General features: G+C 54.7%; 23 protein-coding genes and 1 tRNA gene. 13 read left to right on the plus strand and 11 right to left on the minus strand.

The window, feature by feature from the left end; genetic code table 11:
* Window positions 1-1,201 precede the first annotated feature (1,201 nt).
* Both H8K04_06595 and H8K04_06600 read right to left on the minus strand, forming a co-directional pair.
* On the minus strand, window positions 1,202-2,338 hold the full coding sequence (locus H8K04_06595; protein ID UVT17211.1) for a hypothetical protein: 1,137 nt from the start codon (window positions 2,336-2,338) through the stop codon (window positions 1,202-1,204).
* A gap of 1,389 nt (window positions 2,339-3,727) precedes the next feature.
* Window positions 3,728-4,123 carry a hypothetical protein gene (locus H8K04_06600; protein UVT17212.1) on the minus strand — a complete coding sequence of 132 codons (396 nt, stop codon included), beginning with the start codon at window positions 4,121-4,123 and terminating at the stop codon, window positions 3,728-3,730.
* A 961-nt stretch (window positions 4,124-5,084) separates the two neighbouring features.
* Here H8K04_06600 and H8K04_06605 point away from each other — a divergent pair.
* The 3 genes from H8K04_06605 (at window position 5,085) to H8K04_06615 (ending at window position 6,306) form a co-directional block, all read left to right on the plus strand.
* Window positions 5,085-5,324: a hypothetical protein gene (locus H8K04_06605; GenBank protein ID UVT17213.1), complete on the plus strand. Its 240-nt coding sequence runs from the start codon at window positions 5,085-5,087 to the stop codon at window positions 5,322-5,324.
* A gap of 330 nt (window positions 5,325-5,654) precedes the next feature.
* Window positions 5,655-5,819, plus strand: coding sequence for a hypothetical protein (locus tag H8K04_06610; GenBank protein ID UVT17214.1), 165 nt, complete (start codon window positions 5,655-5,657; stop codon window positions 5,817-5,819).
* Between the two features lie 97 nt (window positions 5,820-5,916).
* A complete protein-coding gene (locus H8K04_06615; GenBank protein ID UVT17215.1) occupies window positions 5,917-6,306 on the plus strand; it encodes a hypothetical protein in 390 nt (129 codons plus the stop codon).
* A 233-nt stretch (window positions 6,307-6,539) separates the two neighbouring features.
* Here the strand turns inward: H8K04_06615 and H8K04_06620 are convergent, their stop codons facing one another.
* On the minus strand, window positions 6,540-6,929 hold the full coding sequence (locus H8K04_06620; protein UVT17216.1) for a hypothetical protein: 390 nt from the start codon (window positions 6,927-6,929) through the stop codon (window positions 6,540-6,542).
* A 989-nt stretch (window positions 6,930-7,918) separates the two neighbouring features.
* Between H8K04_06620 and H8K04_06625 the strand changes: the two genes are divergently transcribed.
* Together H8K04_06625 and H8K04_06630 are read left to right on the plus strand one after the other, a co-directional pair.
* Entirely contained in the window at window positions 7,919-8,296 is a 378-nt protein-coding gene (locus H8K04_06625) for a helix-turn-helix transcriptional regulator (protein ID UVT17889.1), read from the plus strand.
* Window positions 8,293-8,763 (plus strand): VOC family protein, encoded by a 471-nt coding sequence (locus tag H8K04_06630; GenBank protein ID UVT17217.1) that lies wholly within the window; start codon window positions 8,293-8,295, stop codon window positions 8,761-8,763. Before H8K04_06625 ends, H8K04_06630 begins: the two co-directional genes overlap by 4 nt.
* Before the next feature lie 242 nt (window positions 8,764-9,005).
* Here the strand turns inward: H8K04_06630 and H8K04_06635 are convergent, their stop codons facing one another.
* A complete protein-coding gene (locus H8K04_06635; GenBank protein UVT17218.1) occupies window positions 9,006-9,245 on the minus strand; it encodes a hypothetical protein in 240 nt (79 codons plus the stop codon).
* Between the two features lie 534 nt (window positions 9,246-9,779).
* Between H8K04_06635 and H8K04_06640 the strand changes: the two genes are divergently transcribed.
* Window positions 9,780-10,067, plus strand: coding sequence for an N-acetyltransferase (locus H8K04_06640; protein UVT17890.1), 288 nt, complete (start codon window positions 9,780-9,782; stop codon window positions 10,065-10,067).
* Between the two features lie 170 nt (window positions 10,068-10,237).
* Here H8K04_06640 and H8K04_06645 read toward each other — a convergent pair whose 3' ends face one another.
* The 3 genes from H8K04_06645 to H8K04_06655 form a co-directional block, all read right to left on the minus strand.
* Window positions 10,238-10,765, minus strand: coding sequence for a hypothetical protein (locus H8K04_06645; protein ID UVT17219.1), 528 nt, complete (start codon window positions 10,763-10,765; stop codon window positions 10,238-10,240).
* A gap of 179 nt (window positions 10,766-10,944) precedes the next feature.
* A complete protein-coding gene (locus tag H8K04_06650) occupies window positions 10,945-11,313 on the minus strand; it encodes a hypothetical protein (GenBank protein UVT17220.1) in 369 nt (122 codons plus the stop codon).
* Between the two features lie 354 nt (window positions 11,314-11,667).
* Window positions 11,668-11,967 (minus strand): hypothetical protein, encoded by a 300-nt coding sequence (locus tag H8K04_06655; GenBank protein UVT17221.1) that lies wholly within the window; start codon window positions 11,965-11,967, stop codon window positions 11,668-11,670.
* Window positions 11,968-12,539: 572 nt separating this feature from the next.
* Between H8K04_06655 and H8K04_06660 the strand changes: the two genes are divergently transcribed.
* On the plus strand, window positions 12,540-13,190 hold the full coding sequence (locus H8K04_06660; GenBank protein ID UVT17222.1) for a hypothetical protein: 651 nt from the start codon (window positions 12,540-12,542) through the stop codon (window positions 13,188-13,190).
* 278 nt (window positions 13,191-13,468) lie between these two features.
* Window positions 13,469-13,687, plus strand: a complete 219-nt coding sequence (locus H8K04_06665) for a hypothetical protein (GenBank protein UVT17223.1) — start codon at window positions 13,469-13,471, stop codon at window positions 13,685-13,687.
* A gap of 413 nt (window positions 13,688-14,100) precedes the next feature.
* On the opposite strand, the gene H8K04_06670 is transcribed toward H8K04_06665, so the two are convergent.
* Window positions 14,101-14,176 (minus strand) — tRNA-Phe (locus H8K04_06670).
* Between the two features lie 231 nt (window positions 14,177-14,407).
* Here H8K04_06670 and H8K04_06675 point away from each other — a divergent pair.
* Both H8K04_06675 and H8K04_06680 read left to right on the plus strand, forming a co-directional pair.
* Window positions 14,408-14,677, plus strand: a complete 270-nt coding sequence (locus tag H8K04_06675) for a hypothetical protein (protein UVT17224.1) — start codon at window positions 14,408-14,410, stop codon at window positions 14,675-14,677.
* Entirely contained in the window at window positions 14,674-15,657 is a 984-nt protein-coding gene (locus H8K04_06680; GenBank protein UVT17225.1) for a hypothetical protein, read from the plus strand. Before H8K04_06675 ends, H8K04_06680 begins: the two co-directional genes overlap by 4 nt.
* A 21-nt stretch (window positions 15,658-15,678) precedes the next feature.
* On the opposite strand, the gene H8K04_06685 is transcribed toward H8K04_06680, so the two are convergent.
* The 3 genes from H8K04_06685 to glgC all read right to left on the minus strand — a co-directional run bounded on the left by H8K04_06685 (window position 15,679) and on the right by glgC (window position 19,913).
* On the minus strand, window positions 15,679-16,734 hold the full coding sequence (locus H8K04_06685; GenBank protein ID UVT17226.1) for a DEAD/DEAH box helicase: 1,056 nt from the start codon (window positions 16,732-16,734) through the stop codon (window positions 15,679-15,681).
* A 106-nt stretch (window positions 16,735-16,840) separates the two neighbouring features.
* Window positions 16,841-18,700, minus strand: a complete 1,860-nt coding sequence (locus tag H8K04_06690; GenBank protein ID UVT17227.1) for a hypothetical protein — start codon at window positions 18,698-18,700, stop codon at window positions 16,841-16,843.
* Window positions 18,675-19,913 carry a glucose-1-phosphate adenylyltransferase gene (gene glgC, locus H8K04_06695; GenBank protein UVT17228.1) on the minus strand — a complete coding sequence of 413 codons (1,239 nt, stop codon included), beginning with the start codon at window positions 19,911-19,913 and terminating at the stop codon, window positions 18,675-18,677. The genes H8K04_06690 and glgC overlap by 26 nt, the downstream gene beginning before the upstream one ends.
* 143 nt (window positions 19,914-20,056) lie before the next feature.
* On the opposite strand from glgC, the gene H8K04_06700 reads away from it, so the two are divergent.
* The 3 genes from H8K04_06700 to def all read left to right on the plus strand — a co-directional run bounded on the left by H8K04_06700 (window position 20,057) and on the right by def (window position 21,866).
* On the plus strand, window positions 20,057-20,353 hold the full coding sequence (locus tag H8K04_06700; protein ID UVT17229.1) for a hypothetical protein: 297 nt from the start codon (window positions 20,057-20,059) through the stop codon (window positions 20,351-20,353).
* A 129-nt stretch (window positions 20,354-20,482) separates the two neighbouring features.
* Window positions 20,483-21,271 carry a HEAT repeat domain-containing protein gene (locus H8K04_06705; protein UVT17230.1) on the plus strand — a complete coding sequence of 263 codons (789 nt, stop codon included), beginning with the start codon at window positions 20,483-20,485 and terminating at the stop codon, window positions 21,269-21,271.
* 49 nt (window positions 21,272-21,320) lie between these two features.
* Window positions 21,321-21,866 (plus strand): peptide deformylase, encoded by a 546-nt coding sequence (gene def, locus H8K04_06710; protein UVT17231.1) that lies wholly within the window; start codon window positions 21,321-21,323, stop codon window positions 21,864-21,866.
* Window positions 21,867-21,873: the final 7 nt, after the last annotated feature.

Raw genomic sequence — 21,873 nt, forward strand, 5'->3', positions numbered from 1 at the left:
AGGCTGACAAGGCTCGTTGGGTATGGCTGCTGCCGCACTTATGTAGTCGGCTCCCACACAGAACACATTTTGGATTGAGAGACTGACCGGAAAACCGGAAATTGGAGGAAAAGGATCATGCCGGAGTATAAGCATCGTTGGATCGAGTTGACTCCGAGACGGGATAATAGTAATGGGACGTGGCGCTGTCAGTATACGATTATTGAATTCAGGCAAACGTCCTGGGGGTACCGCCAAGGGTACCCTGACGGGATCTTCGCGTCCCGTGATGCCGCCGCATCGGTAGCTCTGGAAGAGGCGAAGCGCATCGTCGATACACTTGAACGCCCTGTCCAAGATCCACGGTCTGAATCTGGCTCTGTTCTGGGAACTTACGCAAGCAGAATGGGAAGACTCTTTGCTTGGTCTCGATGAATAACTGGTGAGTGTTCGATCGTTCTATCACGGCCGGTTCCCTGCCCCGCGATATCCAGCCTGTTCACCGTGTCCACAGCTGCACATAAGATTGGACGGCATCAGCCTATCACGCTCGGACATTGGGACTGCCGGCCATCCAATACCGTATCGGCCACAAGATTCATGCGCCAAGGTTCGTTCACCTGGCTCGGGGATTGCGGCACAACCCTGAAGTGAGTAGCGAGTTTTCGGTGACGTGAGAGTCGCACGGCCAGCCTTCTTCCTGAGAGAGCCGATGCACCTGCTCGCGGTTAATCTTCCAGCCCTCGAGTCGCGGCATCGAGTGCAGCCGGAGATGATAGAATCGGGGAAGGCTTGGGCCAACCGGCGCAACCGTCTCAGCAGGACAAGGTCTCCAGCTGTCGCAACCGCCTGATCTCGGCCACCGCGGTCTGTCTGTAATTCTTCCGCCGCAGAGAGTAGGTTGCTTCGCTGATCCCGAGGGCCCGTGTGACTTCTGGAATCGAGAACCTCGCGTCTCTCTGCCGCAAGGCCATTGCAATCCGCCCCTCTGGAAACTGGCGCTTCTTCATGCCACCTACCTGGTCGAGGGCCGCAGTCTACCAGGAGATTTCAGTTTTTGCTGGTCCAGTTTTACGGGAGAACATCAAGGCTCAAGATGAGGACCTTTTGTCGCCAAGCCTCCTTAGCGCAGCAGCGCCGGAGGCAGCAAGAGGCGTAGTGACTGGAGAGGGAGGGACATCGGTGGATGCGCGCGAAAAACCTAAAGTCAAGAGCCACATTATCAATCGGGATTGGCTCCGAGCTTCGTAACAGCAGGTCTTTCATCCTTGGAACTGGGCGCTATCCTCTGATGCTTCTTAGCAGGTCTCACCACTAGATATCTGGCGATGGGCACCTTCATTAAAGCGAGCGTCAGCAGCGCGGAAATGCCGTAGATGAGGAGTGTGAAACACCCGTCTCCCCATACAGGAAACGCGCCTCGCAGCCTTGATCTCACAGGATCAAGCGTATAGATGACGAAGAAATGCGAGAGATAGATGCCCAACGTCAATGTCGCGAGCGATGGGAATGGAGTGGTCCTTCCCAGTCGCGGTTTCGCGAGGGCAAGCAGAAAGATCCCGAGTCCTATGAGAATCCCACCCAAGTAATTATGATCCAGGATCGTGCGCCGTGAACTATGGAGTAGTGTCTGCATGATTTCCCCTTCGATGAGTGCGAAGGTGTATCCTGCGACAATCACCGAACAGGCCAAGGCCGCGGAAGGCCGTTGGTGTCCTACCAACCACCATCCGATGGCGGTGAGAAGCAGCGCGATCGACCACAGCTCGAGGTGTACCGTGGAGCGGAAGAGATACCCTCCCGCCGCTTCTTCTGCGAGAACGAACGCATAGAGACCGATGATCAAAGGGATCACGTACTTCTGCAGCCGGTAGATTTCCATCAAGGTCAGAATGGCAAGACTGAACAGAAGGGCGGGAACAAACCAGAGGTGAGCCACGGGACGCTGCCCTTCCAGAAACGACTGTAGAGTGTGCGTCTTGAGTTGAAGGACGTTTCTCAGAGCTTCCAAGTAAAACGGCTGCCACAGACCGTGATGAACAACCTCGCCGGGCCAATTGCGTGGAACAAATGAATAGACACATAACCACGCCGTGAGCATCCATGTAAGGGGGGTGACATAGCGGCGGTACTGATCCAGATGATTTCCGTGATTCTGTACGGACTGCCGAAAAAAATAGCCAGCCGTGATCAGAAAGTACGGTACGCCTGCCCACCAGATGAGACTGGCCGTCACAACGACGGGCAACCGTCCACCTGCCGATCGTATGAGGTTGGTTACAAAATCTGTATGCCAAAGGATCACCATCACAATGGCCAACACCCGAAAACTTTCGATGCTGGGTATGCGTGTTGTCATATCGCTCTATGTCCTATCTGATTGATTCCCATCAGTGTCCGGCCTGGGAGTGAACTCGATCCTGCGATGCTTGTAGTTCCGCGTGCTCGCTGTCTCCGGTCTCCACAGAGGAGGTGCGAGGGCTCGATACGGCGACCTCGCTGCGTGATTGTTGAACATGAACCTATAATGAAGTGAGAGATCGCAATAACTAGGAGTTGACCCTGGCTCCGACACTAATGCTACCGGGCGCAGAATTAGGTGCCTGGACCTCAACCAGGTTGCCAGGCCAATCACGCATCAAAGGTAGGTCTAGACGGTGAGTCTTACGTCGTGAAAGGAGAAGTTCTAGAAACCTTTCTCGCGGGAAGCGTGCGGAGATCCCTCCGGATCATGCGATCGGCGGCATAATAGTACTCAAAATATAAGACTTAGGTATAGTCATTGGTATGGTAAACGTGATTGCAGAGTATTCGTGATGGAATGAGTAGGATAAACATTGAGGGTGCAATTGATGATCGCAGAGGTCGCAGCCGCACTTGGTGAATGGTTGGAGGAAATGGACACTATCAGCCAGGTCCAGATGGATCGATCCATTTGGAGCGCTAGCATCGCGCCTGCACGCGTGTCATGATCACATCACTAAGACAGGTGATTCGGCTGAGTTAGGAAGATTGGTACCTGGAGCAAGCAATTATGCCGGACCATAAGCATTGCAGGATCGAGTTGACTCCGAGACGGGATAATAACGATGGGACGTGGCGCTGTCAGTATACCATTATTGAATTCAGACAAACGTCCTGGGGGTACTGCCAAGGATACCCTGACGGAATCTTCGCGTCCCGTGATGCTGCCACATCGGCCGCACTGGAAGAAGCGAGACGTATCGTCGATACACTTGAACGTCCTGTCCAAGATCCACGGCCTGAATCTGGCTCGGTTCTCGATACTTACGCGAGCAGGATGGGAAGACTCTTTGCTTGGGCTCGATAATAGCTGGTGGGCTTCCGTTCGTTATCTCACGGACGATTTCCTGCGACGACATATCCAGCCGGTTCACCGATTCCACAGCTACATACGGAATGCGACGGTGTCAGCCGGTCATGCTCGGACATCAGTCGCTAGCGCGAGGAGTCACGAAACGATTCCCATCCAAACCAGCCCAGCGCGACAATGAGAAGTAGAATGAGAAAGTCCATGAGGCACCCCCGTGATGATTCGAACAGGTTTGAGTTATTGGATCGGTGATTTTGTGGCACACGCTTGAGTGTCAAATCGGACCAAAGTGAGAACGAGTCTCCTCTCTTGTGCGTGTCGACTCCGTTGATCCGATTCGATGCAGAATACTCATAGACCTGAGTCTCATCTTCTTTCCTTACCTGCTCTCATGCCCAGTTGTTGCTTGCCGAGTCAATTCGTTCTTCCCAAATACCCATCTCGCCGGGCATCTGTCACAAACTGAGCGGTGGTCGATTGCACGGCATCTTCCAGGCTATAGGTGAAGACATTCATCCAGGAAAAGGGAATCAACGCAGCCCAATAGAATTGTCGCGCGGTGATGTCGTATTTGTATGTCTTTGTATGCAGATCTCGTTGACTCACCCGGTAAGAGAATTCCCACCCCCCTTCATCAATGTAAAAGGGAATAATGAAAGACGTATTGGATGAGAGCCGCCCGAGCACCTCACCATACCAATGCCACGGATACGGTTTCTCTTGAATATGGACCACGATTTCCGTCCTGGGCCATATCGTGTAGACGACATCGTTGCTACAGCCCGCGGCATGTTGCAATGCGTCTTCCATGGCACGAGCTACGTTTGGCGGTGACAACGCACTGTTAAAAGTCCATTGATATATCCCTCCCCATGTCGACATTGCACTGCCTTCCGTCAGACCGTATGAAAAATGAATGGTCTGATGACACGGAACGGGTGCAGGTGCCCCAGACGTGCTGGGGATCGAATGTATGGGGAAATCACGATAAGTCACGAGACAACCGGAGAGGCAGACCAGCGGTATGAGAAGAAGGTGACTGCGCATTCTCATGTTGCTTCCGCATTCCCGTTTGACCAACCAACATGGGGCGCTAGCCGTACAAACTTTCTCATGATGCGGAGAGCCTATCATCATTCTAGGCAAGGAGGCGCTCGTATGAACCTAGTCAATCCCCCAGGGGGAACCTAACGGGATCTGGTATCGGCATTCACGGTTGCTGGCTCTTCTTGTAGATGAAGACCACCGCACCTACCAATGCGAGGATTCCTACGCCGAGTGTCCAACAGTTTGCGGCATCCATAGGATTCCAACATACAACCGGGAGATGAAGGGTGAGTTAGAAGGACATGAGGATCTCCTCATGAAGGTGGAATGTAAACGAGAGTGGCGACCTTATCGCTGGGTCGGTCGGCTGGAACGCGATGGACACTTGACGATTCAAGCCTCGAGAGGGGGATGCTCCCAGTGCCCGTCGTGACATGAAATCCGTAGCAAGTCAGTAGAAGAGAGCAAGGGACACATTGTGAAGCGTTAACGGAAACGTATCGATAACATGATGTAAACATTGCGCTGTTCGATGAGGGCTCCGCCCTTCATAAAGGACGGAGCTTTCATTTTGGCGTTGCCGGAGCAATCTACTTCCTCTTAATCATCGCCCCTGTGTCCTCTAGTAGTTTTCCTAGCTGTTCGTATTTCTCCATATGAACTATGATGTGACTCATTTAACAAACATATTGATATGTGTAAGAGAGCAAGCAAGGAGGATCCTATGATGAGAGCCAAGAGCCCACTCGTTCAGCAGACGTTGGCGGGAATTACGCTCATCCTCGTTCTTGGTGCTCTGGCGATGGTCTGGCCCGTCATGATTACCCTATTTCTCGGTGTACTCCTGCTGATCCAATCTTGCGGTGCCGAACAAGAGATTGCGGTGCTGGTCTGGACCGAGGTTGGTGAGTGGTCGATCTTCATCGACTCTTTTCGGCGACCCGGGTTCTCGGCGATGGTCTAGTGAGAAGTTCGAGCAGGACCATCGTTGCCGAAAGCATTTTGCCGGGAGGGTAGGAACTCCGGGAAGATCTAGCGCGAACACGGACGCCAAGCCAGGGCCAATCTACCGAGCTGCACGGTCAAGTTGAAGTGCGCTTAATACAGCCTGTGTAATTCTCCCACCAAATTTCTGGCAGATCGGGTCTTGTTTTGCCACCCACGCGGCAAAGCACTCCACCGGTGCATCGCAGGCCCGACCCGTCGTTGGGGGAGGGCGGGGCCAGTGAGTGGCGCGACAAGAATAAACACTGCGGTAACACCATCGTAACTCCGGTACGGGAGACTCGTATCCATGGCTGAGCAACGCAATCACCCCGATACATTGGGTGCTGATGTCGCACCGAACAAGTGCGAGAACGTGCTGTCTGAAACGATGAAAACCACACCCCGTGCTTTATCAACAGCAGTTACGCAATTTTCGCTGACTGTCCAGCAGGGGGAACAGTCGATCCGATGAAGACAGTGTGCCGAACTCTTTCCGGCAACTGGCATCGCTTCTGCATTTGTGATCTCACGGGTTTCTCAGCGTATTGTGATGGCTGGAGAAAACGACCATGCCGGACTATAAGCACCGCAGGATCAACTTGGCCCCCAAACGGCAAGAGGATGGGACCTGGCGTTGTCCGTATACCATCATTGAATTCAGACCAACCTGTTGGGCGTACCGCAAAGGTTGCCCTGATGCGCTCTTTCCATCCCACGAAGAGGCCGAAGCAGCTGCCTTGGAAGAGGCAAAACGGATCGTTGATGCACTCGATCCCCATGCTCCGCTTCCGCTGTCCAATCCTCCCCTGATCGGAGGAAGGTATGGACTCAGCATGAGAAGATTGACGTTCTCAATCGTTCAGGGCGTTGTCTACATTGGTCAGTTGGTCGTGTTCTCCCTTCAAAATTGGCGCAAGGCATTGAACACCATCATGATCTTCGCTTGGTCACGAAGATGACTGCGACAGCACGAACTTTCTCGTATCTGAATGATTTGGTTTGCGAGGGAGTGGCCGTCGTCCCGCGCGTGCGTCTGAAACGGTCTCGTGTTGTGAAAGCCTGGATCCCGGAGGGATTGAGGTCGAAGACGTCATCGGCGAGACAGGTCACGGTATCCAGCTGAAGCTCGTCGATCAGGACGACAAGTCGCTCAAGGCCAGTTCGCTGACCGCACGCGCAGCACTTGCAAGTTTCACTGCACCACTTCGGCCTTCTCGGACTTGCTCAGCGGATACAGCATTTCGTTCTTAATAAAGAATCGAAACGGTTGCTCACCCATATAGGTGCCCCACAAGTTCTTCGCATTGATCGCCACCTGCACAAGATAGCCAAACACTGGGGGCTTTCTCGTTCCGGAGAGATACGCGTAGCTTTTCTTTGGCGCTCCCACGAATCGATAGTGCGCGGTGTATGGGTCAAACAGAACACCTTCCATGTAGTCTTTCACGGCATTTTGGTAGATTTGTGGATCTGGGACCGTCCCGTAGTCGGCACTCGCAATCTGCTCCGGGGTGACAGGTGTGACGCATCCTAGCGTGCAGAGAAGAAACAGTGCCGCGAAACTTGCCGGACAGATCTTCAACGGGGAATCCTCGCCGAATGAATAGGCGCGCTTGGTGAACCGGCCGGTGCTATTCTACGAAGCTCTGGGCCGACCTACAATAAGCCCCAGCCCCTCAATCGATTCGAACAGTCACTGCTTTGATCGTTGCGCGAGGCATCATGTAAATCGTCAGCGAGGTGCCGCGGCTAGGCGTCCGTACGGGGCTTCGGAATGATTGGAAACCACGGTATCCGACTCGTGTCTATAAGCAGATTACTTGCGGACTTTGAGTCAAACTTCTTGCCGCGCTTCCATTTGTTTTTGACAGTGGGGTGTGGCTTAGGGTGCTTCTTGGCAGGCATTCTTCATTATACCATGGAGCCGTTCTGTGCCTCTCGAACGTGAATCTCTCATGATGAGATCGTGAGCACGTCTTCGTGGATCATCTTCGTTGGGGTACCGGACGCTCTGGACCGGTAGTCTTCCTAGAATGTGGAGGAGGTGGAAAGGAGGCCGCAGATAGACATAAAGGGATTGGTCACCAGGCAAGAAGCCTAAGGAAGCCGTCTAGTGGGTGCTCCAGACCACTCCTTAGGCCGTCAACAGGCGAGATGTCGGGGTAGACTGCTTCGTCTGTTGACCTTTCTTGTGCCTGACGATGGCTGCCATTACCATACATCCTAGAGATGAAGAGAGTATGAATAGCGCATGAAAAAATCTTCATCAATCAAGGTGCAGTCTTGAAAAATAGCTTAGATCAAAGTGCTCACCAAAACGTCCTCGCCCCTACAAGAAGAACCTATCGAACCGTCCGGGGTGTAACCGCGAGACGGCCCATAGGCGACCCGGCGAGGAACTTGAACAGGCCGAGGAGGTTGCTGAAGTCGGTGATCGCTTGGGCGATTCTTCCATTACCGCTTCTCCGAACTGATTAACCTCTCTAGCCTCGCGCCGGAGAGGATTTTAAGAGGCGTCGGGCAGGGAAGGGCCGCTTGACAAGTCGATCATATGTCTATTATTCTGGACACATGGACATTAACCAAGCTCTGGCTGCGTTCGATGCCCTCTCACAAGAAACTCGGTTGCAGGTGTTTCGTCTACTCGTGAACCACGGGCCGGGAGGAACGCCGGCAGGAACGATTAGTGGGGCGCTGAATGTCCCACACAATACGCTCTCGTTCCATCTCAATCACCTGCACAACGCGAAACTCATCTCCTCCAGACGCGAAGGGCGGTCGATTATCTACACGGCCGACTTCGACTTCTTCAACGCGCTCATTCAGTACATGGTCAAAGATTGCTGCAGCGCCAGGTTTGCGAGTATCCGTAGTGACAAGAAGCGTGGCTGCTCGATCATCGAACTCTCAGATTGCTGTACATCCCAACCGAAGGGGGCACGATCATGAAACGCTTTCATGTGCATGTCGGCGTGGACAATATCAACGAGGGCATTAAGTTCTACACTGCCCTATTCGGCGCAGCACCCATCAAAACCAAGACGGATTACGCAAAGTGGTTGCTCGATGATCTTCGGGTGAACTTTGCCATTTCCACCCGTGCGCGTACGAAAGGGGTTGACCATCTCGGCATTCAGGTTGAGGAAGATGGGGAACTCGCGGAGATTCGGGAACGATTGACGAGTACTGATCTCTCATTGTTCGACGAGGGCGAAACGGTATGCTGCTATGCCAAGTCGGACAAGTCTTGGGTACGCGACCCGTCGGGCATCCCATGGGAAACTTACAAAACAATGGAAGAGGTACAGGTATTCGGGGAGTCACCTGAAGTGCAGGGAGCCTGTTGTACTCCTGACACAAAGGGACAGCCTGGGTGCTGTGAACCATCTGAAAAGACCGCCGGGTGTTGCGGTTGATGAAGAGAGTCCTTGGTGATCTGCTCTGGTAACGTATGGCCGCTCGATCATCGCAGACGCCTTGATGCGCACTGGTTCGGAATGCCATGAAGCAGCGAGTACTCTTTCTCCGTACGGGGAACTCGGCGCGTAGTCAGATGGTCGATTTCTAGCAGAAGCTGGATGATCCAAGCAGTTGAGAACGAGTGCGCTCTGAGCGCCACACCGAATTGTGTACTCAGCGGCTATGGTGAACCGGGTGGCTATCCAACCGATGAGCCGGGAATCTTGCCATCAATGATGAGTTTGCCATAGGCAATGCTGAGGGTCGCAGCTTCGTCCTCTGTCGCATACACATCAGCCGTGAAAAATGGACACACGATCTGTTCGTTGTGTTTAGTGGTCCACGAAATGCGAAGGCTCAATCCCCACATGCCAATCTCCGCGAGATGTCGAGGTGCGGGCTGAATGGTGAATCCTCTGTAGATCACCGCTCTGGTCATTTGCTCTTGACTGTCTGCTTTCTCGGTCGATCCTTGACGAGTCTTCGGCCTCGGTGGTTAGCGTGGGCCCGCGCCAGAGTGAGACATCTCCAAGACCATGCCCCCCTGACTTTCCCCTGAACTAATTTCGGTCGCTGTTCGACCGTCTCACCATCGAACTCTCTAACCATACTGAAGTACTTTACGGAGCCACGAGTATCGCGATGCCCCAGGCCAAGAGCAAGATTGCGACGATGATCATGAAGAATTGCACGTCACTCAATCGCTCCATGGAGGCCCTCATCCCAGAGGACGAATCGAATAGAAAGAAATACTCTAAGCAAGGAACGCGCCTGGGGGAATCTCATGAAAATTAGAAGGTTTCCGCCAACGACCGCATCTACGAAGTGAATCAATCCGATTCGTATAGAATAAAAATGGATTCAGGTGCCTGCATCAGCAGAGCACCATCTGGACTCCGTTCTTGAACAAGGACGGAGCTTTCTTTTTGGCTCGAAAATGTTATTGATGGATACTCAAAAGGAGTGGCAAGCCATGATTCCAAACAATCAAGTAACCTATAATGAGGGTGAAAAACGCTATGAAATGGCGTTCGGCAACTTGGTGGTTTACGCCAATGTCCACAAGGATAAGAATACGCTCTACATTGATTACGTTTTCGCGCCGCAGGACTTGCGCGGGAAGGGTGCGGCCGGGGAATTCATGACTCAATTAATGGAAGTGGTGCGCGCAGAAAAACTGAACGCGGTGCCCCTATGCGGCTATGCCGCCGGTTGGCTCCGGCGACATAGTGAGTATCAGGATTTGATTTCTGATTATTAGGTCATCGTCTTTCTGAATCGGTCGGCAAGGCGCCGATATATGCGCCTTCCCCTTCGCCAGCAGACCCTTCTTTTCAAGATCTGCAACGTGATCTTCTGAAATCCCCGGCACGTATTCCGTCAATAATGCGTGTTCTAGTGCTGCTGCCGCACTGTGCGGTTGTTTGCGTGTCATTCCTTGTACCGGTCGGCGATCTCTTTCGGCTGGCGCCGCAGCCAGCGCCTCCATGGGTTTTTTTCGAACCGCTCGCGAAGCCATTCCTCATTCCAATATTGGGCCACGATCGGATCAAAGTCGAAACGCTCGGGTAGCAGTCGCCAGTGACTGATCTTCCGGCGGACAAAAGTGCGCGGGGCCCGCTTCCTACGACACCAGGTATAGATCACTTCATCTTCGCTTGGGCGATAGATCTCAACTACCCGTTCCGTAACCACGCCGGATTTATCTTCGTAACGGATCCAGATCGGCTGGCCGGCCTCGAACGCATGACGTTCGTCCTCGGCTGTGAATACCCGACTGTGCGGATCTGGCGTGTTGTCGAGCGCAGCAGTCTCCCCGCTGAGCGTGGCGCTCTGCTGCGTTACCGTGTCGTGGTGGTGCGGGCCGGCGCCGTCTTTGTGCTGACGTGACGATCGGCGAAATCCCATCCAAACACTCCAGCCCATCACGACAATGAGACACAGAACGAGAAGATCCACGCGTCCTCTCCAACGGATATTTGCCTCCCAATGCGGGAAGCTTCAGGTTCAAGATCTAGATGTCGATGATCGATGACCAGTCACGCAGCTCTTCCTCGAGAGCCTTCGCACGCAAGGCTTGACAGGATCCTCCCGGTCAGAACTCGGTGGCCGATGCATACATGTAGAAAGGGGAGAGGTTAGGTCAAAGGCGGATGAAAGACCGAAGTGGCCAACACAGGTAGGTAGGGCGTTGGATGCCCGACGACGCAAAGACGCAACGTGTTCGAGGGATGCAGCTCAGGTGCTAGAGGAAGGACCAAGGGATCACCGCAGATCGATCCCGTGAGCATGTCGGAGGTGGTTAAGAGGCTCAACAGGGTCACCGGCAGGCCGAACATCTGCACCAGCACACAGACGCACAGCATGACGATGAGACATAGGGTGCCCCATGGAAGAGTAATGATATGGGTGGTGCCGAGGGACAGACTGTAGAAGGAGGAATCCGGAAACGCCTTGATGGCAGCAAAGATTCCTCCACCCCTCGCTCCTGGGCTATCAATCCCCACTTGCTTCTCCTTGTCTGCCTTTGTCGGACTCTCCCTGACTCTGGCCCCGAATGTAACACCCTAATAACACCTGGGGGAAGACCCCCCGGCAAGTTTGTCGGTGGCCGGAGGGCTTCATGGAATCCTCTACGACCTAGCCATTCATTTCCAGCGTATCACCACCAGGCCTCCCCCGTGGTCTTCGATTACGATGGGGGAGCGAATACGCCATGGGCGACTGGAGCGGTCTCCATGTGGGCGCTGGCGACAGGCAGACGACTCCAGGCTCCGATCGTCTTTCAATGATGCTTCGGCTCGCTGCGCAGGAGAGCCAAGTAAGTGGCGGCGGGGGGAAGGGAGGAACCGGCCCTAGACTCAGGTCATAGAGGAGTTGATGATCCGGCGGGCCTGTTTCAGCGCAGCGGCTTCGGCTTGTTGCCGGGTGCCAAATCGACCGTCAAGCAAGCCCTTGTTGTGCCGCCAATGCCTTGGTCCGAACTCAATAATGACATACTGACATACCCATCGCCCGTCCTCTTGCTGGCGAGCCGCCAGTTCAATCTGGCGCCTCTTATAAATCACGGCATGTTCGTTTCTCGACCGTCCAGCCATTGAAAAACGAGAGGAGAATCTCAGCCTGGAATTTGAAAAGAGGTAATTCAACATGCTCATCATTCAACCTCCCCACTAAGCGATGCTAGGAAATGATAGAAGAACAGAATGCTCAACAACGCGCTACTCCACCCAATGACCAGGATCGTGACAATGGGAATGATGAGTTAGATTTCTGTGAAGCGTGCCATGGTGAAGTCCGCTTTCCAATAACTGGACAGCACCAGACTAAACATTCCGGACGGGTCGTGCTACTAGGGAAAAGGCTAGGAGTGTGAGCGAGCGACGTGTATCGTCTCGTCAAAACCCAGCGACTCCAGCGAACCGGCTTGGCTTGCGGTCTGACGCGCTGGAGAACAGGGTAATGCGCGTCGGGGCAGGGAATGGAGAGCTTCCTACGCCGCCCACCGCACCAATCATCCGGCAAAAGAATTTACGTAAAATTGAGATTTGTGCCCATCCATTAGAAATCGAGGATCTCTAGAATCAATAACTCGACCTAACAAAGAGGCATTACTTTAGCCGTTCTAAAATACGGCTAGTACCTATGCTCTTACGGGTTGGCAAGTACTAGCCTCCTATGTCATGCACGCCGTGCAAACAAGGGCAAGTCTCTACAATTGAGGGAGAATTAAATGTCTATATTTCGCAAGACTTTCAGCAACCCATTCAAGGCTTTCCAATCCGCAGCGGCAGCAGCTTCCTTTGTAGGAATGTTCGCCGCAACACACCCGGCCTATGCGGCCCCGGTGACCATGACCGGCACAGTACTGGAAGAACGTGGCGATGTGTCAGGCGTCGGAGTGGGTTCCATCCTGCGGGTGACCTTTGATCCGGGAGGATTAGAGGATCAGATTTCAGACAATCAGATGAGCCTGTATGTTCCTGTTCCTGGATCTTTCTTTTTAGGTTCTACGATATCCAATCCATCCGTGGATTACGTCATGAACGTTTTTCACGTCCCGGGAAACTTCGACGCGGTAGCCTTTAGCTTTGGTGGTTCTCAAAGTTCTTTTGGCGTGGTTTTTAACGAGCTCACAGGCAGGGCGTTTCATGACGATTCCCTCCTCGGCGCCGCCAATGCACTGTCTGCCAAATTTCCGCTATTCGACGGAGAATTCAGCTACAGTGACGGCTTAGGCAACACTCTCAGCGGCCAGATTACGGGCGTTCATGGCAACCTTAACCTTGCGCCGGTGCCCCTTCCCGGAGCCGTGTTCCTGTTTGGCAGCGGTCTGCTCGGTCTTGCTGGTCTCCGCCGGAGGTTTCTCACAAAACAGCCTTAATTCTGCCTGTCGTGGGGTAGATGACATGACTTTGCTCCCCTCAATACGCTAAGTTCGTTGTATTCTGCTGATCCTTTCTACCCGACACGTCGAGGGTAGACACTGGATGATACGATCGGGAGAGCGACACTCTGCAAGCGCCACGTAGAAGAGTGGAATCGTCGGTCCCCAGTACTTGACATACGCTAAGGTTTGGCCGGCACTGACTAGTAAAGCTACTAGTTTAGTGGCTTGTCTCTAGATATTCCTCCAGGATTGGATCAGCATGGGAGTGGAGCATGCTGATGGTATCCACGGTAGACACGAAAGCCATCGAGTATGATGTCAGCGACTTGGCGAAGTGGTTTGCTTTGACACCCTCCGAAGCGCATGACATCCTCTGGAAGGAAATCCACCTTCTTGATCAGGTGGCTTGCATCCCAGATTATGTTCCCGTTCTCGCGCTGAAGTACGTCAAAGAGCATCTCCGAGATAGACCCACCCAGCAGCGCGTCTGAGCCAACTGTCCCGTCGGCAAGTCAAACTCACTTCCCCGTCGGCAGCGTGAAGTTCCTCTCAGTGTTTAAACATATGGGAGCACGCGACGCATTCTACTCGGGCAGCCTTCGATATTCGTTGATCTGAACAAATAATCGCAATGATTTCGTACATGTAGAGCATGAAAGATTTCTTGGGTCGATGCGGGCCGTACAATCCGCAGAATGGACAGCGGGTCATGATTTTCGATCGCATACATTACTCACTCGGATTTCCATGTTCAATGCAGTCCTGATAGAACTGCCCCATCGCCACATACGCCGCATATGGTCACAGTGTCTATGATTAGGGGTCAAGCTAGGGGAAATGAGGAAGGGATGTCCCTCATTCGGGGTTGTACGGCGTTCTCTTCTATTTGTCAGGGGAATATGTGTGGTGCCGAGGGACAGAATCGAACTGTCGACACCAGCCTTTTCAGGGCTGTGCTCTGCCAACTGAGCTACCTCGGCACGGGAGGGTCGCGATCGTACGGCGATTGATCGTTCCAACATGTGGAATCAGCACAATCGCCGGACGCATCTTACCAAGGTGGATGATCAGAGTTCCACATGTTTTGTACAGAGCGGAGACATCGGTTCAGTCGGCGAGAGAGAGCGAAAAAGTCTATTCAGTGAGCAGAGTGTCGGGTATGATCGGGTGGTTGGTTCGATCGAGTTATCTTCTTGTCGAGGAAATCCGTCATGGCATCCGTTCATCTCGTGAAGGGAGAAGAGGCAGCTCCTGTTGGTGCCCCGAACAACTCCACATCTCCCTGGACGGCGTGGAGTTATATCGCGGCGAGTGCCGTGTTGCTTGCCATCATCGGTACATGGCTGGTCTGGTTTTCGGCATTCATTCAACGGAACCTGCAGGAGCAGGACATTAAAGCCGCCTGTGGACGGGCCATGCCGGACCAGACTGAGCGATGCTTCGATACGGTCGTGATCCAGCGTGGAGGCGTCCGGCGGTGATCCGAGCACGTGAGGGGTCAAGCTGGGTCTGCTCGGCAGTCGCCTTCGTGATGCTGGTGATTCCTGCTGTCTCCGCCTGGGGGCAAGATCCTGAACCGCAAGCGCGGCCGCGATTGGAGTTATCCGTCGGATCATGGCTGTATACGACAGGCGAAACCATGTGGAGTCATGATGCGTCGGGGCTCAATCCCGTACTCGGTGATCCGACATCCAAGCTGACGTTTAAGGACAGCGATACTCATATTCTCGACGTCGGAGCACAATTGAATCTCGCGCGTCGCTTTTACCTGCAAGGGCATTTCGGCTTCTCGGTGGATTTTGATCGAGGGTCGCTGACCGATGATGACTACTTGGCAGGACAGCGATTATTTTCCCGCACGAGCAGCGACACCATGGGCAAAGGAACATGGTATGTCAGTGGGAATGCCGGATATCGGGCCGTCGAATTTTCAAACGGCCGCGGACATCTGGATCTGCTGGGCGGCTTTCAGTATTGGCGAACCACGTACGAAGCGACCGGGATTACCCGGCTCAGCTGCGACTCGACCGTGCTCACCTGTGGTCCGACTTCCCCGACATTACCCGCGATCAAGAACACGACCCATTGGATTACTCCTCTACAAATCGGCGGGCAACTCGAATATCAAGTCGTGCAACGAGTCAGTGCCAATGTGAAGATGCTGTTTTCACCCGCCAGTGTCGTGTTCAATGAAGACATCCATTTTCAGCGGGTGGATTTGCAGCAGGATCCGAGCTTCTCGATGTGGGGCGTGGGAGTAGGCGCGAGTATTGAGCCGTCCATAAAGATCATGCTGACTCGTCGGCTTGCGCTGACGGCGGGGTATCGGGTCATGTGGAACCGGACATACTACGGACGATGGGAAGTCCATACTCTTGGAAGCGGTTCTGAGACGGCTCCCCTCACGGAATTGCAAACCTTCCGCCACGGTGCCACGGTCGGCCTCACCGCATCCTTTTGATCGTTTCAGATCGTAACCCGGTTAGCGTCTCGTGCGTCCGGACGGCAGGGTTTCGTCTTCGTATTCAAGAAAGAGGCGCTTGGCCTCCGGATGAAGCTGATTGGGGTGCCCGTATGGAATTCCCAGCGTCCGGAAGAGCGGAGTCAGTTTCCCATTTGGGTGTAAATAACCGGCTCTGAGGGGAACCGTGCGTTTGCTGTGGCGCACCAGCCGGCAAGTGGTAGTCCGGATTGAGGTCAGCCAATCGGCAATATCCTGAGGATTGCCGATCGAGGCGGAGAGCAACAGCAGTCTGGCCTGTGATGGGCAAAAGATGATGGTTTCTTCCCACACGACTCCTCGCTCCGGATCAGCGATGTATTGCGACTCATCGAGGATCACGAGCCCCAACGTATCCAATCGAACATCGATTTCTCCGCTCGCGGCATCATAGAGCAGGTTGCGCAGAATCTCCGTCGTCATGATGAGCAGCGGGGCTTGACCGTTTTCTTGGCGGTCTCCGGTAAGAATGCCCACTTTGTCCGGGCCGAAGATCCGGGAAAACTCCGTGTACTTGGTGTTGGATAAGGCCTTGAGGGGCGAAGTGTAAATGACCGTGCGATTGTCTTCCATGGCTCGACGGGCCGCCTCGACGGCGACATAGGTTTTTCCGCTTCCGGTCGGGACACTGATCACGACGTCGGTTTCATTCAGAGCGGACAAGGCCTCGCTTTGCCAGGGATCCGGTATGAATGGTTGCGGAGGAGGAACCCCGATGCCTTCCAGCCAGCCCGACAGTGAGACGGACGACTCGGAGGATTCCGGCTCTGCACCCTGCAGTGACTTCTTCTTATGAGCGATCGTTGGAGGGCGAGGGATGCGCGGCGACGTCGCTTCTGGGCGAGATTGCCGTTCTCCGATCAGTGCCTGCAGGTCGGATTCGAAGCCTGCACGATTGTGGCTTGAGTGTTGAAGAAGCAGCTCGATGATGCGCCGCTTGCCGGCACGGAAGTGCCGATGGATGCGGCCGCGCGCAAGGCGATGCAAGAGGCCCACGGGCTGTTGTGCGAGTAGTTGTTCAAGTTCGTCGGTCGTCATAGTTTTCTCAACAGGGGTGAAGCGGGAGGTGCGAAGCGCACGCGGATCGGAGAAGGAAAGCAGATGCTTGCGAACGACGCGTCACGAACGACGAGCGACGTCTTCATTATGGCAATTCCTCCAAGACTCCACGGCGGATCAGCGTAATCGCGTTCCCGGCACAATCAGCGAGGCCGGGATGAGTGTCTTTCAGCGTCTGAATCTGCGACAAAAACTCCAGGGTTCGGGCAAGTAGACGGTAGATATCGCCTTCTGCCATCGTGGTCAATCGGCAAAGCCCGATCCACGTGAGGGTAGGATCGGCGACCCAGCGTTCGGCCAAGGCTGCGACGTCCGCGCGCAGGAGGGGAGGGTCTTCATACGGAGATAAACTCTCCGCCAATTTGCGCACCTGCCCCAACAGCGAGCTCAGTCCGGCGCTGATGCGCGGAAAGGCGCCGGGACGGTCGTCATCGTGGGCCAGACTGGCCATGATGCCCGTGAGGAGGGACGGGTCTGCGCCCGTGAAGGCTTCGGCACGGATCAGTTCCGTAATCAACAGCGAGTGATCGATACGGATGAGCCTGGCCCATTCGCCTTCAGTCGTGAGTTGGGCCGCCAGCGTGAGATACCCGAATTTCTGGAGCACTTCCACGCGCTCTTGGAATCGATGCCATAAACTGGTCCGCAGCGCTTGTATGGACTTAATGTGGCGCTGCTGTTCCTGGCGAAGCCGCGAGGCCGTGTGGAAGTCTTTCTGGCAGGCTGCGCGCGAAGAACACGTCGGGCAGGGAAAATCACCCAGCGATTGCACGATCGCATCGGGCAGCGGCTCGCTGTGGGTCGGTACGAGAATGGGAAGGACGGGCAATCGCGTCGGCAGTTCTTCCAGTTGATAACTGAGCCGATCAAACGCTTCGGCCGAACACCACGGATACGTCGAAATCTCCTCGCATTCGTAGACGCGGTCATAGACTTCTTTAATGCTCGTGGCCGGGCATTCGGTGACGGCGTTGTCCGGTCGCAAGACGGTGAGCATGGAGTTCTTTTGGCCTTTGCTCCGATACTGCCGGAGCACAATTCCGCGTCCTTTGGTGAGCCCCACCACGCGCCCCGGCGTCAAAAACGGCAAGCGAGCGGATATTTCCGGAGACTCCGACCGGTGAATCTGATGCCGCGTGGGGCGGTGTCTGCGCGCATGATCGAAGGTTTGCCATTGCGTGATCCAATCGGTGCAGACGCGGGGGCCGAACGGTTCCAGCTGCACATGGAGCACGTCCAGTTTTTGTTCGAGGAGTTCGGCGCGCTGGTTGAGCTGGAATTGCGCGAAGCTCTTGGCGAGAATTCCTTGAATGTGCTCATGAGGATGGGCTTTCAAGAGGTTCAAGACCATCGGGTAGCTGATCGTGAATTGGCTGTCGATCGCCTCGGGCTGCCCGGTCAAGCCTTTGGTCAGCACCCCCAAGTCGATATAAGGAGAAGGGGTCACGACCGCGAACCCGACGAGATCCTTCCCGCGGCGGCCGGCCCGTCCGGCGATCTGCTGGACTTCTCCGATCGTCAGGTCGGTGAAATCGCGCGACTTGCGGATGCTCGATTGGGTGATCACGACCGTGCGAGCCGGGAAATCCACACCTGCGGCCAGAGTCGTGGTCGCAAACACCGCATCGAGATTACCCTGCCGCATCAACTCTTCGATCGCGATTTTCCAGGAAGGCAAGTGTCCGGCGTGATGGGCGGCGACGCCGACCCGCCGCACGATGGGAAGAAGCGGGTGTTCCGCAATGCTGGGATGCTGAGCCGTGACCCGTTCGAGGGTTCCGGCGATGGCCTCTTGCCGGATCGGGGGAAGGACGATGTCGGCATGGTCGAAGGCCTCCATGGCTTCGTCGCAGGCCCGGCGTGAAGTAAGGAACACGATTGCGGGTGTGAGATGCTTCTGGCGGAGGGCGGTGACGAGATCAACCGGATGGATCGACGGCGGCATGCAGCTTCATTCCCTTTGAGATCACGACGAGACCCGATTCGGTGACGGTGAACCGTTGAGCATCGGCTTCGCGATTGTACCCGATTTCAGTGTTGGGGGGAATCGTGACACCCTTGTCGATGATGGCGCGCTTGATACGGCTGTGCTCGCCGATCATCACGTTCTCCATGACGATGGATTCGCGAACATCGGCATGGTCTTGCACGCGGACATTGGGAGACAAGATTGAATTCTGCACCCGTCCGCCTGAGATGATACACCCGCCGCAGACGATCGAATCGAGCGCGACGCCCATCCGGCCTCCCTGATAATCCTGCGCGAAGACAAACTTGGCCGGCGGAAATTGCCCTTGATAGGTTCTGATCGGCCATTCAGGGTCGTACAAGTTGAATTGAGGATCGACGGCGACCAGATCCATATTCGCTTCCCAGTAGGCATCGAGCGTGCCGATATCGCGCCAGTATTTGATGGCCTTCTTATTGGCGTCGTGGAACTTGAACGCGTACACCCGCCGTTGCTCGATCATTCTCGGAATGATGTTTTTCCCGAAGTCGTGCGCGCCGCCCCCTTGCGCGTCGGCAATCAAGTGTTCGCGGAGCGCCTTCGTGCGGAACAGATAAATGCCCATCGATGCAAAGGCGTGGGCGGGATCGTTGGGAAGCGGAATGGGGTTCGCCGGCTTTTCATCGAAGCGGGTAATCCGATAATCCTCGTCCACCGCGATGACGCCGAAGCGAGTAGCCTCCTGGACCGGGATGTCGATGGCGCCGACCACCGCATCCGCGCTCTTCGCGATGAGCCAGTGGTACATTTCCGCATAGTTCATCTTATATACATGGTCGCCGGCGAGGATGAACAGGAACTCAGGATGCTCCCCGTCGATCAAGAACATGTTCTGATAGACGGCATCCGCGGTGCCCCGATACCAATCTTCGCTGATACGCTGCTGAGGGGGAACGGAGGCGATATACTCTCCCAGTTCAGCGTTGAGAATATCCCAGCCGACTCGGATATGACGATCGAGAGAATGCGATTTGTACTGAATGAGAACGGCGATCTTACGGAGACCGGAATTGAGGCAATTGCTCAGGGTAAAGTCGATGATTCGGTATTTGCCTCCGAACGGAACCGCCGGCTTCGCGCGTTGGTCCGTGAGTGGGAAGAGTCGCTCGCCCTTGCCGCCGGCCAAGACCATCGTAAAAATATTTTTCACGGGCAAATTCTAGCAGGACTAGCATGAAATAGAAAGGAAGCGGAATCGTTGACTTCCCGATCCATGCGGATAATACTAGGCCAGATCCGGTTCTGCTCGTCGGCGTGAACAGCGTGCAAAGTATTTGAAGCAAAGGAGTCAGCATGAAGCGAGATGTCGTGGTCGCCGCACTACCTCGGAGCACCAACAGTCGCGTAACAAAGCTTTCGGCGAAATCGTCTTCCGGCCCGGTGGACGATATGGCGTGGCGTCTGGAACGGTTGGAAGGGCAGATGCAGAAACTGTCCGAACTCGTTCGAGATCATGCTGAAGATATGGATCGTCTGGTCAGGATTGTCGCGGAAAACAGTGAGATCCTCCGTCGGCAGTTGCTTCGCAAGCACCACGAAAAAGTTCGAGTCAGAAAGCATCTCCGCGCGACCAACGCCGCGCTGGATTAATCCGAACCGCTCTTGGAGCGGTTGTGCCGCTCGCTCCTACCGATTCGATTTGGTGATATCGTCTCATAATCAACGCCCCATTCGACATGTGCCACACGGTGACCTCCAACTAGAAGGAGCTCAAACAGCGTGATCAAGTATGTATGCATGGCCGCGGTTATCCTCTCCAGCGTTGTGGGAGGGGAGGCATTCTGTGCGTGGTTCGATCAGCCCGCGCGTGTCTGGTCCGTCCAAATGCCCTATGAGGCCCCGCCGAAGAATCAGGAGATACCGGATGTCTCGATCCCGCCGAACAAGAATCCGCTGAGTCCCGAAGAACTGCAGCGTGCCGAAGCCTTGCTGCCGTTGCTGGAAGGCAAGCAGGAGTTTTGGGCCATGGGAGAATTCGTCCATCTGGGAGAGCCCTCAGTCCCGGTTTTGGTCAAGGCCCTCACTATGTCCAGTCCGAGAATCCGGTACAATGCGATCGAGACCCTGTTGATGATGAAAGGCGTGGCAGGGGTTTCAGCGCTCATCTCCACGGCAAAGGAGCAGGGTGAACTTCCTCGCGTGAGGGAACATGCCTTGCGGGTTGCGGTCCGTCTGGATCCGGCCAAAGCGCCCGAAGCCATCGAGGTGATGGCGAAAGACCCCAATCCGTCGGTCAGAAAGGCTGCCGCGTTTGAATCGCGGTATGTCCGGCAAAAGGCCGTCATTCCACTCTTGATCCCGATCGTAAGCGATGACGAACGCTTCGTGGCCCTCTCGGCGCTGCAATCGCTGTGGATTCTTACGCGCCATGAGACCGAATTCCACGATTGGGATACCTCGACCAAACAGGATCGGGCGCTGTGGTCGAACGAATGGGTCGAGTGGTGGGATACCAACAAAGACGTCTTTGAGATTCCGGAGCCACGGCGGTCGAAGCGGAGTTCCTAACGGAGGGAGGTTGCGGGCCAAGAGATTCCTATGTTACGAATATAATGATATGAAGACGAAGACGGGAACCATGCTGAATATCGCCAAACTCGGGAATCCGATCCTTCGCAAAATCGCCGCTCCGATCGATCCCCGGGACATCAAATCGTCAGACCTGCAACGGTTGATCGACGACATGTTTGAAACCATGTACGACGAGCCGGGCATTGGGCTGGCCGCGCCTCAGGTCTCGCGCTCGATTCAATTGGTCGTAATGGCCTGCAAGGGCGAAGGGGGGTTCCCCGAGACAGTCCTCATCAATCCATCGATCGTGTATTACGGTCCCCAGCAGGTGGAAAACTGGGAAGGCTGCCTGAGCGTCGACGGACTGCGAGGGAAAGTCACGAGGCCTTCCCTGGTGCGCGTCAAGGGACTCGATCGGAAAGGGAAGACTCTGGATTTTGAGGCGACCGGCCTCTATGCGGTCTGCATTCAACACGAGCTTGATCACTTGATCGGCAAAGTCTTTCTCGATCGTATGACGGATATGTCCACCCTGACACAACTTCAAGAGTTCTCGCAGTATTGGCAACAAGAGCCCACAAACGTGATTTAATGCCTTC

It is taken from the genome of Nitrospira sp., assembly GCA_024760525.1.
Classification (GTDB): domain Bacteria; phylum Nitrospirota; class Nitrospiria; order Nitrospirales; family Nitrospiraceae; genus Nitrospira_D.

Excerpts from the sequence above, each read along its gene's own strand:
- H8K04_06605 (UVT17213.1), top strand. The coding sequence starts at position 5,085 with ATGATGAGAGCCAAGAGCCCACTCGTTCAGCAGACGTTGGCGGGAATT.
- H8K04_06660 (UVT17222.1), top strand. The coding sequence starts at position 12,540 with ATGTCTATATTTCGCAAGACTTTCAGCAACCCATTCAAGGCTTTCCAA.
- def (UVT17231.1), top strand. The coding sequence starts at position 21,321 with ATGAAGACGAAGACGGGAACCATGCTGAATATCGCCAAACTCGGGAAT.
- H8K04_06690 (UVT17227.1), bottom strand. The coding sequence starts at position 18,700 with ATGCCGCCGTCGATCCATCCGGTTGATCTCGTCACCGCCCTCCGCCAG.
- H8K04_06630 (UVT17217.1), top strand. The coding sequence starts at position 8,293 with ATGAAACGCTTTCATGTGCATGTCGGCGTGGACAATATCAACGAGGGC.
- H8K04_06595 (UVT17211.1), bottom strand. The coding sequence starts at position 2,338 with ATGACAACACGCATACCCAGCATCGAAAGTTTTCGGGTGTTGGCCATT.
- H8K04_06600 (UVT17212.1), bottom strand. The coding sequence starts at position 4,123 with ATGGAAGACGCATTGCAACATGCCGCGGGCTGTAGCAACGATGTCGTC.
- H8K04_06615 (UVT17215.1), top strand. The coding sequence starts at position 5,917 with ATGCCGGACTATAAGCACCGCAGGATCAACTTGGCCCCCAAACGGCAA.
- H8K04_06635 (UVT17218.1), bottom strand. The coding sequence starts at position 9,245 with ATGACCAGAGCGGTGATCTACAGAGGATTCACCATTCAGCCCGCACCT.
- H8K04_06640 (UVT17890.1), top strand. The coding sequence starts at position 9,780 with ATGATTCCAAACAATCAAGTAACCTATAATGAGGGTGAAAAACGCTAT.
- H8K04_06665 (UVT17223.1), top strand. The coding sequence starts at position 13,469 with ATGCTGATGGTATCCACGGTAGACACGAAAGCCATCGAGTATGATGTC.
- H8K04_06610 (UVT17214.1), top strand. The coding sequence starts at position 5,655 with ATGGCTGAGCAACGCAATCACCCCGATACATTGGGTGCTGATGTCGCA.
- H8K04_06700 (UVT17229.1), top strand. The coding sequence starts at position 20,057 with ATGAAGCGAGATGTCGTGGTCGCCGCACTACCTCGGAGCACCAACAGT.
- H8K04_06685 (UVT17226.1), bottom strand. The coding sequence starts at position 16,734 with ATGACGACCGACGAACTTGAACAACTACTCGCACAACAGCCCGTGGGC.
- H8K04_06625 (UVT17889.1), top strand. The coding sequence starts at position 7,919 with ATGGACATTAACCAAGCTCTGGCTGCGTTCGATGCCCTCTCACAAGAA.
- H8K04_06655 (UVT17221.1), bottom strand. The coding sequence starts at position 11,967 with ATGATGAGCATGTTGAATTACCTCTTTTCAAATTCCAGGCTGAGATTC.
- H8K04_06675 (UVT17224.1), top strand. The coding sequence starts at position 14,408 with ATGGCATCCGTTCATCTCGTGAAGGGAGAAGAGGCAGCTCCTGTTGGT.